The sequence below is a fragment of the Rhizobium anhuiense bv. trifolii genome (assembly GCF_024346605.1).
In the GTDB taxonomy this organism is placed as follows: Bacteria; Pseudomonadota; Alphaproteobacteria; order Rhizobiales; family Rhizobiaceae; genus Rhizobium; species Rhizobium anhuiense.
The window spans coordinates 1286278-1301715 of the sequence record NZ_CP098803.1 but is presented as its reverse complement, the minus strand read 5'-3'; the positions used below and the strand labels follow the sequence as shown (position 1 = coordinate 1301715).

At 64.0% G+C, this 15438-nt stretch carries 11 protein-coding genes; 6 read left to right on the top strand and 5 right to left on the bottom strand.

Translation table 11 applies throughout. The features are described from left to right. Positions 1-83: 83 nt before the first annotated feature. On the top strand, positions 84-851 hold the full coding sequence (locus tag NE851_RS14825; RefSeq protein WP_097595268.1) for an SDR family NAD(P)-dependent oxidoreductase: 768 nt from the start codon (positions 84-86) through the stop codon (positions 849-851). 176 nt (positions 852-1027) lie between these two features. Further along, entirely contained in the window at positions 1028-1951 is a 924-nt protein-coding gene (locus tag NE851_RS14820; protein WP_047613896.1) for a pirin family protein, read from the top strand. Between the two features lie 39 nt (positions 1952-1990). Here the strand turns inward: NE851_RS14820 and NE851_RS14815 are convergent, their stop codons facing one another. Then, on the bottom strand, positions 1991-3979 hold the full coding sequence (locus NE851_RS14815) for a phospholipase D-like domain-containing protein (RefSeq protein WP_254961245.1): 1989 nt from the start codon (positions 3977-3979) through the stop codon (positions 1991-1993). Positions 3980-4296: 317 nt separating this feature from the next. On the opposite strand from NE851_RS14815, the gene dxs reads away from it, so the two are divergent. Continuing rightward, positions 4297-6213, top strand: a complete 1917-nt coding sequence (gene dxs / locus NE851_RS14810; RefSeq protein ID WP_063476447.1) for a 1-deoxy-D-xylulose-5-phosphate synthase — start codon at positions 4297-4299, stop codon at positions 6211-6213. A gap of 230 nt (positions 6214-6443) precedes the next feature. Here dxs and NE851_RS14805 read toward each other — a convergent pair whose 3' ends face one another. Then, positions 6444-8381, bottom strand: coding sequence for a methyl-accepting chemotaxis protein (locus tag NE851_RS14805; protein ID WP_254961242.1), 1938 nt, complete (start codon positions 8379-8381; stop codon positions 6444-6446). 218 nt (positions 8382-8599) lie between these two features. Continuing rightward, positions 8600-9637 (bottom strand): DUF4424 domain-containing protein, encoded by a 1038-nt coding sequence (locus NE851_RS14800; RefSeq protein WP_254961240.1) that lies wholly within the window; start codon positions 9635-9637, stop codon positions 8600-8602. A gap of 93 nt (positions 9638-9730) precedes the next feature. On the opposite strand from NE851_RS14800, the gene NE851_RS14795 reads away from it, so the two are divergent. Genes NE851_RS14795 through NE851_RS14785 form a run of 3 tightly spaced genes read left to right on the top strand, consistent with a single transcriptional unit; the run spans position 9731 to position 12776 of the window. After that, positions 9731-10516 carry a TlyA family RNA methyltransferase gene (locus NE851_RS14795; protein ID WP_244604797.1) on the top strand — a complete coding sequence of 262 codons (786 nt, stop codon included), beginning with the start codon at positions 9731-9733 and terminating at the stop codon, positions 10514-10516. Continuing rightward, positions 10513-11763 carry a class I SAM-dependent RNA methyltransferase gene (locus tag NE851_RS14790; RefSeq protein WP_254961237.1) on the top strand — a complete coding sequence of 417 codons (1251 nt, stop codon included), beginning with the start codon at positions 10513-10515 and terminating at the stop codon, positions 11761-11763. Before NE851_RS14795 ends, NE851_RS14790 begins: the two co-directional genes overlap by 4 nt. Positions 11764-11765: 2 nt before the next feature. Continuing rightward, the gene (locus NE851_RS14785; protein ID WP_097595272.1) at positions 11766-12776 is read left to right on the top strand and encodes an MBL fold metallo-hydrolase; all 1011 of its coding nucleotides are present in this window, start codon (positions 11766-11768) and stop codon (positions 12774-12776) included. Between the two features lie 20 nt (positions 12777-12796). Here NE851_RS14785 and NE851_RS14780 read toward each other — a convergent pair whose 3' ends face one another. Together NE851_RS14780 and NE851_RS14775 are read right to left on the bottom strand one after the other, a co-directional pair. Then, a complete protein-coding gene (locus NE851_RS14780) occupies positions 12797-13552 on the bottom strand; it encodes a crotonase/enoyl-CoA hydratase family protein (protein ID WP_097595273.1) in 756 nt (251 codons plus the stop codon). 9 nt (positions 13553-13561) lie between these two features. Next, complete coding sequence (locus NE851_RS14775) at positions 13562-15340, bottom strand: acyl-CoA dehydrogenase family protein (protein ID WP_097595274.1); 1779 nt, start codon at positions 15338-15340, stop codon at positions 13562-13564. Positions 15341-15438: the final 98 nt, after the last annotated feature.

Sequence of the window (15438 nt, the reverse complement as noted above, 5' to 3'; positions counted from 1 at the left end):
GTACCGGAACTCTCTTGAAGGCGCTTGGCGATCGGCTTCAGACCGATCTATGATCCCCTTGCAAACGATGAGGGGACGGAAAAATGTCGGACAGATTGAAGGGCAAGGTCGCCATTATCTCGGGCGGCGCGACCGGCATGGGCGGTGCCGCCTCGAAGCTTTTTGCAGCCGAAGGCGCGCGCGTTGCGATCATCGACCGCAATGGCGATGCAGCCGCCGAGACCGTCAAAGCGATCCGTGATGCCGGCGGCGAGGCCGAATGCTGGACGGCTGACGTTTCCGACGAAGCCGCCGTCAATGCCGCCGTCGCCGGTGTCGAGGCGCGTTATGGCGCCGTCACCGTGCTCTTCAACCATGCCGGCACGATCGTCATCAAACCTTTCCTGGAAACGACCGTCGAGGAATGGGACTGGCTGCACGCCGTCAATGTGCGCTCGATGTTCCTGATGACCAAGGCGGTGCTGCCGAAGATGATTGAAAGCGGCGGCGGATCGATCGTCTGCACCTCGTCGATCTCGGCGGTCGCCGCCACGCCGATGGAAGTGCTCTACGACACGACCAAAGGGGCGGTGCATATGTTTGCCCGCGCCATCGCCGTGGAATTCCGCGATCGCAACATCCGCTGCAACGCCGTCTGCCCCGGCTTCATCCGCACGCCGCACGGCCTGCGCGAGGTGGCCGACCTGCAGGCGCTCGGCGTCGATGTTTCCGACGCCGCCATTGCCGCCCAGCAGGGACGGATCGGCGAGCCGGAGGATGTGGCGCGCGCCGCCCTTTATCTCGCCAGCGACGAGTCGAGCTTCGTCAACGGCGCGCATCTCTTCGTCGATAACGGCTTCACGGCGATCTGAGCCATGCAGCGTCCGATTGGACGCGCGGCGCACTTTCACGTCTGGAGCGTCCTTAGCGCGTCGGATTGGACGCGCGGCGCGCTTTCAGGTGCTGGAGCGTCCTTAGCGCGTCCGATTGGACGTGCGGCGCTCCAGGCACTATCTGTGCCTGAAGCCTTTGCGATCGGAGATCCCTGATGTCCTTCTTTCCCGGTAAAGATCCCCTGCCCGGCGATGCCTTCGCCTGCGACGCAATCGAGAACCTGATCATCCCGCGCACCAGCGATATCGGCGGGTTTCAGGTGCGCCGCGCGCTGCCAACGAGACAGCGGCGGCTGGTCGGCCCGTTCATCTTCTTCGACCGCATGGGTCCGGCGATCCTGAAGCCGGATGAGGCGCTCGACGTCAAGCCGCACCCGCATATCGGCCTGTCCACTGTCACCTATCTCTTCGACGGCGAGATCCGCCATCGCGACAGCCTCGGCACCGAAAAGGTCATCCGCCCCGGCGATATCAACCTGATGACGGCAGGCCGCGGCATCGTGCATTCCGAGCGTACGCCCGACAATCTGCGCGGCCATCCGCTGCTGATGTCGGGGTTGCAGACCTGGCTGGCGCTGCCCGACGACAAGGAGGAGATCGATCCCTCCTTCGCCCATACGGAAAAGACCGAGATGCCGCTGATCGAGACAACAGGCGTGCGCGGGCGTGTGGTCATCGGCTCGTTCGAAGGCATGACATCGCCGGTCGGCGTTTTCTCCGACACGCTCTATGTCGATCTCGACCTGCAGCCCGGCGCCAAATTTCCCTTCGGCGCGGCCCATGAAGAGCGCGCCGTCTACGTGCTCTCGGGCGAGGTCGTCATATCGGGCGACCGTTTTGCCGCCGACCAGCTGCTGGTCTTCCGGCCGGGCGATGCAATCACGCTGGAAGCCGGCCGCGATGGCTGTCATCTGATGCTCTTCGGCGGTGCCAGCCTGAATTCGAAACGTTATATCTGGTGGAATTTCGTGTCGTCCTCGAAGGAGCGGATCGAAAAGGCCAAGGAGGAATGGCGCTCCGGCCGCTTCGACATCGTGCCCGGCGACGAAGAGGAATTCGTGCCTTTGCCGGAGGGCTGACGGCAGCAGCGGAGCGCGGCTGTCGACCTCTCCGGACCTTCAACCCTTGGCGAAATATCGCGTCAGCGCACCCTTCGTGCGGTTGACGTAGCCGTCCTGCCAGCTGTCGTCGACATTGAGAAAGCCCGACCAGCCTTTCTTGCCCTGGCGCTTCAACTCGGCCTCGACGGCGCGGAACCGATAGTGGTCATAGACATCGAGAATATGCACCGCATAGGCCTCGGCAAGCGCACGGTCGCCTTTGACGATCAGCATGTTTTCGTCATTGCCGTAAGAGGCCTTGAAGCCGAGATTGTGGCTGCCGAGCACGACGACGCAATCCTCCGACAGGGGATCGATCACCAGCACCTTGTCGTGGATGATGGCGCCCACCTTCTTGGCCGTCAGTTCCTCCGCGCCGAAATCCGCCAACAGCTGGCGGTCGTCGATGCGCGAGGCCCGGACGATCGAGACATTGGCCTCCTCGAATGTGTGGGGCGAGACGGCGTCGACATCGTCGTCCTCATCGTCGGGATCGTTCTTCTTGCCGGCGACGTAGTTGGGCATGGCCTGGGCGCTGGAAACGGCGCCGGTGACGATCAGCTTCTGGTCCTTGAGGCCGATATCGATCGCCTCGCCGACAATGCAATCCCTGCCCGACTGACCGGGATAGAAGGCCAGAAACAGCACCGCATGTTCGGCACGGCGCATCAGCCGGTAGACTTCACGAAGATCGGGCGGCGTTGCCTTGCCCTTTCTGCGGCTCTGCATGTTCGGTGAGAACCACGCCTCGACCGAAGCCCCCAAGGCCTCATCGCCGATCGGGACAAGAGAAGGCGTCTCGTTGAAGCGTCGGAACTCCTTGCTCTGCTGGTTGTCGGGCATGCCGTCATCAAATTCGATGGGCGCTTCCAGCGTCGCATTGTCTTCCAGCATCCGCTCCCAATAGGTGACATAGGCGGCGGCAACCGCATCGTTGCGAACGATCAACGCGTTGTTGGACTGGCCGGCAAGCCCCGTCGCCGTCCAGTTGGTGCTGCCGGTGAAGACGCTGCGCGCAGCGCCATGGGACGGAATATGCACGACGAATTTGTTGTGGCCGATCTGGCTCGAATTGTTGAACATCCGGTGGTGAATTTCGACGCCGGCATCGACCAGCGCCTGGCGTGCATGCGCATTGCGCACATCCCAGGGGTCGCCGACCTTTCCGGTGTTGGCGAGGATGATGCGCAACTTGTCCTTGTTGGCAAGCAGCAGCTCCAGCAGTTCCTCGTCCTCCAGTTCGTAGAGGGCGACAAGGAAGCGGCCGGGCGCATTGATGAAGCCCTTGAGCATCGGAATGACATCGCCGGCAAGATATTTGCGGATGCCGTTCGACGGGTTGGAAATCATCTCGATCAGCTCGTTCGGCTGCTTCACGCCGTCCTCCAGCAGGACGTTTCTCAGCCACTGCGCGGCGAGAATGCCGTTGGTGAAGGTGGACTCGAAGGCGCCACGCTTGCGCGTCACATGGACGGGATTGCTGGCGACAGCCGGCCCGAGATAACCGAGCGGCCGCGGCGGCCCCTCATAGGCCTTGACCGCGATCTTCTCATAGCTGCCGTCGGCCTTCTTGATCGGCCTGCCGTTCCCGTCCCGCTTGTTGATTTCGACGAGCTGCGGCGTCGGATCCGATGCCGCCTGCATGCCCGGCTTCAGGTCGCCGAGCGGACGGATTTCGTAGCGCAGGTGGACCTCGTCCGGCCGCCGTCTCATTTCGTTGCGCCGCTTGCGCAGCGTGAGATCGCGCCAGGACAGCTTCTGCACCGGCCAGAGCGACGTCGTTTGCGGCAGCCAGTGTCGATTGCGCTGACCCTTGAAGGCGACCCACGCGGCACAGGTTACGCGGTCATCCGCACCATCGGGTCTTTTCGCGACGTTACCCTGCTCGTCGAGATAGACGCGGACGACTTCAAACCCGAGACATCCATCGATCTTGGCGTCTATGTCCCAGGCCACATAGGCGACCTCGTTATTCACATAGGCGTGCGCTGCAACAATCGTTCCCATGCCCCGTCCCCCCAGCCAGTGCGGCGACTTTGCTACCATTCCGTGTCATATTCAAGCGCCTCTCCTTCGGTTGCCACCGCGACAGCAGGGAGAAGCGGCACACGCCCCGGCGAAGATCGGGCCTCCCCACCTCATGGCGATTTCGCCGACCCGGCTTCGATTAACCACAGAAATAGAGCGTGATATCGTGCAAAACCGCTCACACTTTTCAGCGTCATGCTCTAGGGTGAAAACCTTCGGTTCCTGAAATGCACTTGTTTTGCCGCAATCTAATCGAATAAAGCGGAACAAGGAAAAGCAAGAAAGAGCGCCCGCCCGTGACACAACTGCCGAAGACCCCCCTGCTCGACCAGGTCATCTATCCCGCCGACCTGCGCAAGCTCGAGGATCGCGACCTGCCGCAGCTCGCCCGCGAAGTCCGGGACGAGATGATCGATGCGGTGTCGCGTACCGGCGGCCATCTCGGCGCCGGTCTTGGCGTCGTCGAATTGACGATCGCCATCCACAGCGTCTTCGACACGCCTGATGATCGGCTGATCTTCGATGTCGGCCATCAATGTTATCCGCACAAGATCCTCACCGGCCGGCGCGACCGCATCCGCACGTTGCGCCAGGAAGACGGGCTGTCCGGCTTCACCCGCCGGGCCGAGAGCGAATATGATCCCTTCGGCGCGGCGCATTCCTCGACCTCGATCTCGGCCGGCCTCGGCATGGCGATTGCCGCCGATCTCGACAAGACCGATCGCCGGGTCATCGCCGTCATCGGCGACGGGGCGATGTCGGCCGGCATGGCCTATGAGGCGCTGAACAATGCCGGCGCGCTCGATGCCCGGCTGATCGTCATCCTCAACGACAATGACATGTCGATCGCGCCGCCGACCGGCGCGATGAGCGCCTATCTCGCCCGCCTCGCCTCGGGCCGCACCTATATGGGCTTCCGCGATCTCGGCAAGAAGCTGACGGCCTATCTCGGCAAGAACATCGACCGGGCGATCACCCGCGCCGTCGAGCATGCGCGCGGCTATGTCACCGGCGGCACGATGTTCGAAGAGATGGGCTTCTACCATATCGGCCCGATCGACGGGCATTCCTTCGACCACCTGCTGCCCGTGTTGCGCAATGTGCGCGACAATGGCCGCGGACCGGTGCTGATCCACGTCGTCACCCAGAAGGGCAAGGGCTATCCGCCGGCGGAAGCAGCTGCCGACAAATATCACGGCGTCAACAAGTTCGACGTCATCACCGGCGCCCAGGCCAGGGTCAAGCCGAATGCGCCGAGCTATACCAGCGTCTTTGCCGAAGCGCTGGTGCAGGAGGCTGCGCTCGACGACAAGATCGTCGGCATCACCGCCGCCATGCCGAATGGTACCGGCCTCGACAAGCTCGCCGAGCTCTTTCCGTCTCGCTGCTTCGATGTCGGCATCGCCGAACAGCATGCCGTGACCTTCGCCGCCGGCCTTGCGGCGGAAGGCTACAAGCCCTTCGCCGCCCTCTACTCCACCTTCCTGCAGCGCGCCTACGACCAGGTCGTGCACGACGTGGCGATCCAGGGACTGCCGGTGCGTTTTCCGATCGACCGCGCCGGCTTCGTCGGCGCCGACGGGCCGACCCATGCCGGCTCCTTCGACACCGCCTTCCTCACCACCCTGCCCGGCTTCGTGGTGATGGCGGCCGCCGATGAGGCCGAACTCAAGCACATGGTGCGCACGGCTGTCGCCTATGATGGCGGGCCGATCTCGTTCCGCTACCCGCGCGGCGAAGGCGTCGGCGTCGACATGCCGGCGCGCGGCGAAATCCTGCAGATCGGCAAGGGCCGCATCGTCAAGGAAGGCACCAAGGTAGCGCTGCTCTCCTTCGGCACAAGGCTGGCCGATTGTCTGCTCGCCGCCGAGGATCTCGACGCCGCGGGGCTGTCGACGACGGTCGCCGATGCGCGCTTCGCCAAGCCGCTCGATCACGAGCTGATCCGCCAGCTTGCCCGCCACCACGAGATCGTCATCACCGTCGAAGAAGGCTCGATCGGCGGCTTCGGCAGCCATGTGATGCACTTCCTCGCCAACGAAGGCCTGCTCGACAACGGCCTGAAACTGCGCTCGCTCGTCATGCCCGACATCTGGATGGAGCAGGCCAAGCCCGAAGCGATGAACGCGCATGCGGGCCTCGACCGCGCCGGCATCGTCTCGACGGTGTTCAAGGCGCTGGGGCGCGGTGTCGCGGTTGGGGTTGCTGGGTAGCCGAGGCTATGTGAGGGCGTGCCGTGTGGCCCCCTCATCCGCCCTACGGGCACCTTCTCCCCGAGGGGAGAAGAGGGAATCGAAACGTCGCCGCAAAACTCTTCTCCCCTCGGGGAGAAGGTGCCGGCAGGCGGATGAGGGGGCCACCAAGCAGGTCATCTCAATAGAAAAAGGCGGCGCATCACTGCACCGCCCCTTTGTTCAACGTGCCTTTCCGAAGAAAGCGCTTCTCAGAACTCCGTCCACTCTTCCTGAACGGCAGCCGCGGCACTCGCCTGCCTGCCGCCGAAGGCCTTGGCGACGGTGCGGGTGAGAGCGCGGGCCGGAGAGGCGACCGGGCGGGCGTTTGCGCCGGCAACGGTTGCCCGCGGCGCCGGGGCTGCCTCGCCGAGCTTGAACTGGCGCAGCAGTTCGTCGAGGGCGTTTGCCTCCTGGGCGAGCGCATGGCTTGCCGCGGTCTGCTCCTCGACCATGGCGGCATTCTGCTGCGTGCCCTGGTCCATGTTGTTGACGGCGGTGTTGATCTCCTGCAGGCCGATCGACTGTTCGCGGGTGGCGGTGACGATGGCGTTGACGTGGTGGTTGATCTCCTGCACCTCGGAAACGATCGCTTGCAGCGCCTTGCCGGTCTCGCCGACGAGCGAGACGCCGGCGACGACCTGTTCGCCCGAGGTGGTGATCAAAGCCTTGATCTCCTTGGCGGCCTTGGCCGAACGCTGGGCGAGTTCGCGCACTTCCTGGGCGACGACGGCAAAGCCCTTGCCGGCATCGCCGGCGCGCGCTGCCTCGACGCCTGCGTTCAGAGCCAAGAGGTTGGTCTGGAAGGCGATGTCGTCGATGACGCCGATGATGTTGGAGATTTCGCCCGAGGACTTCTCGATCTGCTGCATGGCGGAGACCGCCTTGCGGACGACTTCACCTGATTTTTCGGCGCCGAGGCGGGTGCGCTCGACGAGATTGCCGACATCCTCGGCGCGCTTGGCGCTGTCGCGTACGGTCGTCGTCACTTCCTCAAGCGCTGCAGCGGTCTCTTCGACGGCGGCAGCCTGCTGCTCGGTGCGGTGGGCGAGATCGTCGGCAGCCGAGCGGATTTCGCCGGCGCCGGCATTGATCGCCGAGGCGTTGCGGCCGACCGACTGCAGAGCGGCCTGCAGCTTTTCGACGGCCTGGTTGAAGTCATTGCGCAGGCTGTCATATTGCGCGGCGAACGGCGTCTGGATACGACCGGCCATATCGCCATTGGCAAGCTCGGCAAGGCCGCCCGCCAGAGCGTCGATGGCATGGCGAAGCTCGCCTTCCTCGCGCGCCTTCTGCTCGTCGTTTGCCCGGCGCTGGCGCTCGGCGTCATCGCGCATGCGGTCGGTCTCGCCGGCAAGGCGCAGCTTCTCGATGGCAGCCTGCTTGAAGACCAGCACCGACTGGGCCATGCGGCCGATTTCGTCGCCGCGCTCGACCGCCGGAACCTCGATGTCGTTCTGACCGCCGGCAAGGCGATCCATGGCCGCGGTCATGCCGACGACCGGGCGGACGATGGTGCGCGACATCAGCCAGGCGAGCACGGCAGCGGCCAGCGAGGCGAGGATGCCGCCGGCAAGCAGCGTCGTCTTCAGATCGCGGTTGGCATCGGCGCGGACCGCGGCGAGCGCATTCGACTTTTCACGGGCGCTGGCCTTGATCTTGGCGGAGGCCTGGCGGAAGCCGTCGAGCTGGCCCTTGGCGGCGTTGACGCCGATCTTGACGACCTCTTCGATCGGCATGTCGGTTTCCTTGCGCGCCTTGGTCTGCGGCTCGGCCAGTTCATGGAAATAGAGGTCGGCGGCCTTCTGCATGCCGTCGATCATCTCGACCAGCTGCGGCTCGCCGGCGGCCGTCTGCTTGGCGGCGGCAATCGCCTTCAGCATGCGCTCGCGATTGGCGAAGACATCGCCATAGGTGCTGTCACTGCGGAAAAGGATGAAGCCGCGCAGATTGACGGCCTGTTCGAGCATCGCCTGCAGCGCATCGTCGATCTGGTTGACGAGCAGCTCGGACTTTTCCTGCTCGGCGGAAGCGGCCGCCGACGCCGTCGCCTTGGAATAAACGAAAGCGGAAACGGCGACAAAAATGAGGATGAGGGCTGCGAACGTGGCCGCAAGCTTACCGTTCAAGGATATGTTTTTGGCGGACATCGGTGATTTCTCCTGACGACAGTCGACGCAGCGAAAGGCGGGTGGCGCGAAAGGCGCAACCGCAGGGACTTCTGAACCTGAGAACATGATTGGCGATAGGACGCCGGCGCCGTCATGGCACGAAACAGTTCGGACGAACCGCTGCAATCAAGCCAAACCTATGCGGACGGGCTTTAAATTTGTTTAAATTTGTGCGCTGCGGCGGTCAGGGCCGCTGATTATTGTGCCGCCTCCGGCGGATTGAGGATCAGGATGTCGAAATCCTTCGCGGGATCGAAATCCTCAGCCGTCATCCGGAAGGTCGTCGGACCGATCTTCTGCACGTTGCTGCCGCAGAAGCTGATGAGGCTGGCGGGCTTGCCCTTGTCGATCGTCAGCTGGAAGCGCCGGATCGGCCCCGCCCAGTTGGCGCCGGTCGACAGCACATAGGAGATCCAGCTTTCGGTATAGTTCGCCCCTCCGGCCTCGGCTTCCCTGGCCCGCTGCTGGGCAACCCTGACGAAATCTCCGTCCAGACAGTATTTGCGGGAATATTCCTCGAAGCGTTCACCCTTCGGCTCGCCATTTTCGAGAAAGCTGATGGCGACGGTGCCGCCGACGGCCGGCTTGTAACGATGCTCGACGCTGACCTTCTTCTTCGCCGGAAAGGTGGTGCGCCACCAATAGGTCGAGCGCAGCGTCCAGAGCGGCACGAGATCGCCCCCGGCATCGCCCGAACCCATGGAATAGATCAGGCCGCGGGCGATCCAGTCCTTGCGGACGGTTTCGGGAAGCTTGGCGAGCGCCTCGGCGGTCTTCTGGCTGTAGGGCAGGACGGGAATGCCGTGTTTGGCGAACTCGTCGGTGACGTCGATGCCGAGCGAGACGACGCGCTGCTGCAGCTTGGCACTGATCGGCTTGCCATCCTGCACGGTGGAGAAATGCAGGAAATTATCGCTGTCATAATCCGAGATGGCGGAGATGTTGTCGATCTGGCCCGTGATGTCAGGCATCGGGAAGGCGACCAGGCTTTCGACATCCTTGTCGGAGCTGTTCTCGAAGACATAGTCGACCCGCACTTCCGAAGCGGAGATGAAAAGATCCTCTTGCGCCATGCTGACATCGTCGGATTGGGCGAAGATCAGCCCGCCGGTCTTGACCTCGGCCATCGTATCGTTCGCAAATGCGGGCGATGCTATCCCCGCCGCGACAAGCCCCGCAGCGATAGGCCCCACCGCGACAGGCCCCACGACAGGCAGAGTGAAGAGCTTCAGCATAAAACACCCCCGTGTCTGCGGCCCGCCCCGCGATCGCCGCGGCAGGATTATCGCCGAAAGCTTTTGAGGGTCAATGACGCTCTTGGGAACAAAATGCTTGCAACCGGCGGCTTTGCCGGTCATTCACAGCCGATGTCCGATCAAAACAGTCAACGTCTCGACCAGCTTCTCGTCTCCCGCGGCCTTTTCGCCAGCCGCTCGCGCGCCCGCGACGCCGTCCAGCGCGGCACCGTCAGGATCGGCGGCCAGGTGGTAACCAAAGCCGGCGCGCTGTTCGGCGAGCATGCCGTCATCGAGATCGACGATCCGGCGCAGGACTATGTCTCGCGCGCCGCGCTGAAGCTTGCCGCCGCGCTCGAGCATTTCCGGCTCGATCCCGCCGGTCATCACTGTCTCGATATCGGCGCTTCCACCGGCGGCTTCACCGAGGTGCTGCTGCAACGGGGCGCCGTCCATGTCACCGCGATCGATGTCGGCCATGGGCAGATGCATCCGCGCATATCAGGCGACCCGCGCGTGACCAGCAAGGAAGGCCTCAACGCCCGCAACCTGACGGCAGATGATATCGGCCATCCCGCCACCTTCATCGTTTCCGACGTCTCCTTCATCTCGCTGAAGCTGGCGCTGGCGCCGGCGCTGGAGATCGCCGAGCCGGGTGCTATCGCCGTGCTGCTCGTCAAGCCGCAGTTCGAGGCCGGGCGCGAGGCGATCGGCAAGGGCGGACTGCTGAAGGATCCCGCCTCGGCGCCCGCCGTCGCGGCCGAACTGCAGCGCTGGTTCATCGAGGACATGGGCTGGAACAGCCTCGGCCTCATCCCCTCCCCGATTTCCGGCGGCGACGGCAATCAGGAATTCCTTCTGGCAGGATTGAAACCGTGAGCACCGAAACCGTCACGATCGAAAAACTCGGCGCCCAGGGCGACGGCATCGCCAGCAATGCCGGCGGACCTGTCTATGTGCCCTTCTCCCTGCCCGGGGAAACGGTGGCGATCGCCCGCGTCAAGAGCCAGGGCACGATCATGTCGATCACCACGCCCTCGCCCGACCGGCAGGAGCCGCCCTGCCGGCATTTCGGCCCGGATGGCCTGAGCGGCACCTGCGGCGGCTGCACGCTACAGCACCTGGCAGATGCCCCTTACCGCGCCTTCAAGCGCCAGCTGGTCATCGACGCGCTGAAATCGAAAGGGCTGACACCCGCGGTCGGCGAGATCGTTCCGGCCCGCCCTGGCGAACGGCGGCGCGTGGTGTTTGCGGCACGCAAGACCGAGAAGGACATGCTGATCGGCTTCAACCAGGCCGAAAGCCATCATATCGTCGCGATCGAGGAGTGTCCGATCTCGTCGGCAGGGATCATCGCCCGGCTGCCGGCGATCAGGGCGATTGCCGCATCGCTGGCGACCAATGCCGAGCCCTTCCGGATCTCCGTGCTCGAAACGCTTTCCGGCCTCGATATCTCGGTCGACGAGGTGAAGAAACTTTCCGACCCGCAGCGGCGCAAGGCGGTCGAGACGGTGCTCAGCCTGCGCGGCATCGCCCGCGTTTCGCTGAACGGCGAAATCCTCATCGAGCCGTCGAAGCCGCTGGTCGATTTCGGCGGCATCCAGGTTTCGCCGCCGCCGGGCGGCTTCACCCAGGCGACGAAGCCGGCGGAACAGGCGATGGCGGAGCTGGTGCTCGCCCATGTCGGCAAGGCGAAACGGATCGCCGATCTGTTTGCCGGCGCCGGCACGTTTTCGCTGCAGCTGGCGTGGATCGGCCGCGTGCATGCCGTCGAAGCCGAGGCAAAGGCGCTCGCAGCCCTTGATCACGCCGCCCGCAATACGCAGGGGCTGAAGCCGGTCAGCGTCGAAAAGCGCGATCTCTTCCGCCGTCCCCTGATGACGCAGGAGTTCAAGCCCTTTGACGCCGTCGTCTTCGATCCGCCGCGCGCCGGCGCCGAGTTCCAGTGCAAGGAGCTTGCCCGCTCAGGCGTGAAGAAGATCGCGGCCGTCAGCTGCAATCCGCTGACGCTGGCGCGCGACCTCGCGATCCTCGTCGAGGGCGGCTACCGGATCACTGGCGTAACGCCGATCGACCAGTTCCTCTGGACCTCGCATGTCGAGGTGGTGGCGACACTGGAGAAATAGGCGTGCCTGTCGGAAAGACCAAAAGGCGCAACCCCTACTATAACGGCCCGGTGTCCGATCATTTCGACGGCGCGCATTTCTTCAATCCCGACGGCATCGAGCCCCTTGGTTTCCGCGATCTGCTGCGCTGGCAATTCGGCGGTGGCCGTCAGCGTTGGCCGCAATCGGTCCCAAGTCCGTACCCGGCGGCCAAGCCGGATCCATGCGTGGACGGCGAGGATCTAAGGGTGACCATGGTTGGTCATGCAACACTGCTCGTGCAGGTCGCCGGGCTCAATATCCTCACCGACCCGGTGTGGTCGGAACGCGCAAGTCCCTTCGCTTTTGCTGGGCCCAAGCGCGTCGTCCCACCAGGCATCGCGTTCGATGATTTGCCGCCAATCGATCTCGTGCTGGTATCGCACAATCACTATGATCATCTCGATATCGCAACGCTCAGGCGGTTGGCTGCGAAGCATCGGCCGCGTGTCGTGACGCCACTCGGCAATGACACGATCATTCGCCGTGCCGTGCCCGATATACAGACGACATCGATGGACTGGGGCGAGCGCATTTCCCACGCCGGAATAAGCATTGATGCAGAGCCGGCACACCATTGGTCCGCGCGCGGAACCGCCGATCGCCGGATGGCACTCTGGGCGTCGTTCGTTTTGTCGACTCCAGCCGGAAAAATTTATCACGTCGGAGATACGGGCTTTCACCACGGCATCAATTACAAAGCGGCACAGCGGAAACATGGCGGCTTTCGCTTGGCCATTTTACCCTTCGGCGCATATGAGCCGCGCTGGTTCATGAAAGGGCAGCACCAGAATCCGCAGGAGGCGGTGATCGGGATGAAGTTGGCAAATGCGGCCTATGTGGCCGGGCATCACTTCGCCACGTTCCAACTGACAAATGAATCGGTCGACGCGCCGGCAAGAGCGTTGCAAGACGCAATGAGCGAGCATGATATTCCCCCGGAACGGTTTCGGCCGCTCAGGGCCGGCGAAGTATTCAACGTGCCGGCTGCCTGAGAAACGATGTCAGGCGACGCTTAGCGGCGCATGAAGGCTTCGAAGGCCGCCCGGGCCTCGGCGCTTTTCAGCCGCGCGGAGAAATAGCGGGCCTCTTCGTCAATCCGGGCGATGATCTCGCCACGATCGCCGCGAATAAGATCGCGGGCGATGCGCAACGCCTCCGGCGGCTTGGCCGCGAGTTTGGCAGCCAGGCCAAGCGTCAGTGAATCGACCTCGCCTGGCTCGACAACCTTCCAGACCAGACCGGCTTGCCTTGCCTCCTCGGCCGAAAATGCTTCCCCGGCGGCCAGCATGGCGAAGGCGCGCTGATGTCCCATCAGCCGCGGCGCGACGAGGCTGGAACCGGCCTCCGGCACCAGCGCCAGATCGACGAAGGGCGTGCGGAACTGGCTGCGGCTGGAGGCGACGGTCAGGTCGCAATGGAGATGGATCGTCATGCCGATGCCGACCGCCAGACCATCGACGCCGGAAACGACGGGTTTTTCGGCATTCACCAGCGCATAGAGGAAATCGAGGATCTCCTGCTCCAGGCCGCGGCCGCCCATTGCGGCAGCGAGAAAATCGTTCAGGTCGTTGCCGGCCGAGAAGCAGCCTTCGGTGCCGAGCAAGGCGGTGGCGCGGATGCCGGGATCGGCATTGGCCGCATTCAAAGCATCGGCCATGATGCGGTACATGGGGCGGGTGATGGCGTTCTTCTTTTCCGGCCGGTTGAAGCGGATGGACTGAACGCCGGGATAGGCGGAAGGCTGCTCGACGATGATGTGGTCGGTCATGGGGTCTCCTCAGGCAAGCAGGATGCGGGCAGCGGCAAGGCTTGCCGCGCCATTGACGACCCGGTCGCGAAGGGCTGCGGTCTCGGCGAGCAGGTTTTCGGCGGCGAAGCGGCAGAGCGCGATGCGGCCCTCACCTGCACCATCGGCGGCCTCGGCGAGAGCGCCCTTGGCGAGGTAACAGCCGGTCAGCACGAGGCCGAAGAGGCGCTGATAGGGCGTCGCGCCCGAGAGCGCCTCGGCGGCCCTCTCCTCGGCAAGCGCCTTCATCAGCCAGGCGGTCGTCTGTTCGAGATCGACGATCGCGGCATCGAGCCTTACGGCAGTCTCGCCGAAACCATCGAGATTGGAGCCGCGGACGGTATCGGCGATCTGCTGAAGTTCGGCGACGAAGCCCTTCACCTGCTCGCCGCCGGAGAGCGGCAGCTTGCGGGTGACGAGGTCGATCGCCTGGATGCCGTTGGTGCCCTCATAGATCGGGGCGATGCGGGCATCGCGGAGATACCGCGCCGCGCCTGTCTCCTCGATGAAGCCCATGCCGCCATGCACCTGAATGCCGAGCGAGGCGACGTCGACGCCGGCATCGGTCGAAAAGGATTTGGCGATCGGCGTCAGCAAAGCGGCGCGCTCCTGCCAGTGGCGACGATCGTCACCGGCGCGATGGGACATGTCGATCGCGTGAGCGCAGGCATAGGAGATGGCGCGTGCCCCTTGGGTCAGCGCCTTCATGGTCAGAAGCATGCGGGCGACATCGGGATGTTCGACGATCGGGCTCATGCCGGCGCTGGTTGAACCCGGCGCCCTGCCCTGGGTGCGTTCCCTGGCATAGGCGACTGCTTTCTGGGTGGCGGCCTCCGAGATCGCCACGCCCTGCATGCCGACGGCAAGGCGGGCGTTGTTCATCATCGTGAACATGCAGGCCAGTCCCTTGTTCTCCTCGCCGACCAGCCATCCGACAGCGCCTTTTTCACTGCCGAATTTTCCGTCGCCGTAGATCATCGTGCAGGTCGGCGAACCATGGATGCCGAGCTTGTGCTCCAGCGAATGGCAGAAGAGATCGTTGCGGGGCCCAAGCGATCCGTCGTCGTTGACCAGGAATTTCGGCACCAGGAAGAGCGAGATGCCGCGCGTGCCGGCCGGCGCGTCCGGCAACCGGGCCAGCACCAGATGGATGATGTTGTCGGCCGCGTCATGTTCGCCCCAGGTGATGAAGATCTTCTGGCCGAATAGACGGTAGCTGCCGTCATCGCGGCGCTCGGCGCGGGCCTTCAGCACGCCGAGATCGGAGCCGGCATGCGGCTCGGTCAGGTTCATGGTGCCGGTCCATTCACCTGACACCATCTTCTCCAGATATTTGTCTTTCAGCGCAGCGCTGCCATGGGTGCTGACCGCCTCGATGGCGCCCATCGTCAGCGTCGGGGCGAGCGCAAAGGCCATGGAGCCGGAGTTCCACATTTCCAGCGCCGCGACATTCAGCATATGCGGCAGCGCCTGGCCGCCAAACGCCTCGGGGGCGGTCAGTCCGTTCCAGCCGCCGGCGATCCAATTGCGATAGAGATCGCGCCAGCCATCCGGCAGCCGGACTTCGCCGCCCTCCAGACGGGCGCCCTGGCGGTCTCCGATGTCGGCAAGGGGCGCCACTTCCTCTGTGGCAAAACGTCCCGCCTCGGCCAGGATGGCGTCGACGAGATCCTCGCCGAGATCACCGAGCAGCCCTTGCGACATCGCCTCGCCCATGCTCGCTACGTGCTTCAACGTGAACGCGATTTCCTCGACGGGCGCCTTGTACATGCTCTTTTCCTCCGCAGACGGCCTCGCACCCCAGCAAAGCCCCTCCGAGGCAAGGGCTAATTGATTTTTACGTAAACGTCAATTTCGATTTCTTTGGC

Coding starts and splice junctions, on each gene's coding strand:
- NE851_RS14825 (WP_097595268.1), top strand. CDS start 84: ATGTCGGACAGATTGAAGGGCAAGGTCGCCATTATCTCGGGCGGCGCG.
- NE851_RS14820 (WP_047613896.1), top strand. CDS start 1,028: ATGTCCTTCTTTCCCGGTAAAGATCCCCTGCCCGGCGATGCCTTCGCC.
- NE851_RS14815 (WP_254961245.1), bottom strand. CDS start 3,979: ATGGGAACGATTGTTGCAGCGCACGCCTATGTGAATAACGAGGTCGCC.
- NE851_RS14805 (WP_254961242.1), bottom strand. CDS start 8,381: ATGTCCGCCAAAAACATATCCTTGAACGGTAAGCTTGCGGCCACGTTC.
- NE851_RS14800 (WP_254961240.1), bottom strand. CDS start 9,637: ATGCTGAAGCTCTTCACTCTGCCTGTCGTGGGGCCTGTCGCGGTGGGG.
- NE851_RS14795 (WP_244604797.1), top strand. CDS start 9,731: ATGCTTGCAACCGGCGGCTTTGCCGGTCATTCACAGCCGATGTCCGAT.
- NE851_RS14780 (WP_097595273.1), bottom strand. CDS start 13,552: ATGACCGACCACATCATCGTCGAGCAGCCTTCCGCCTATCCCGGCGTT.
- NE851_RS14775 (WP_097595274.1), bottom strand. CDS start 15,340: ATGTACAAGGCGCCCGTCGAGGAAATCGCGTTCACGTTGAAGCACGTA.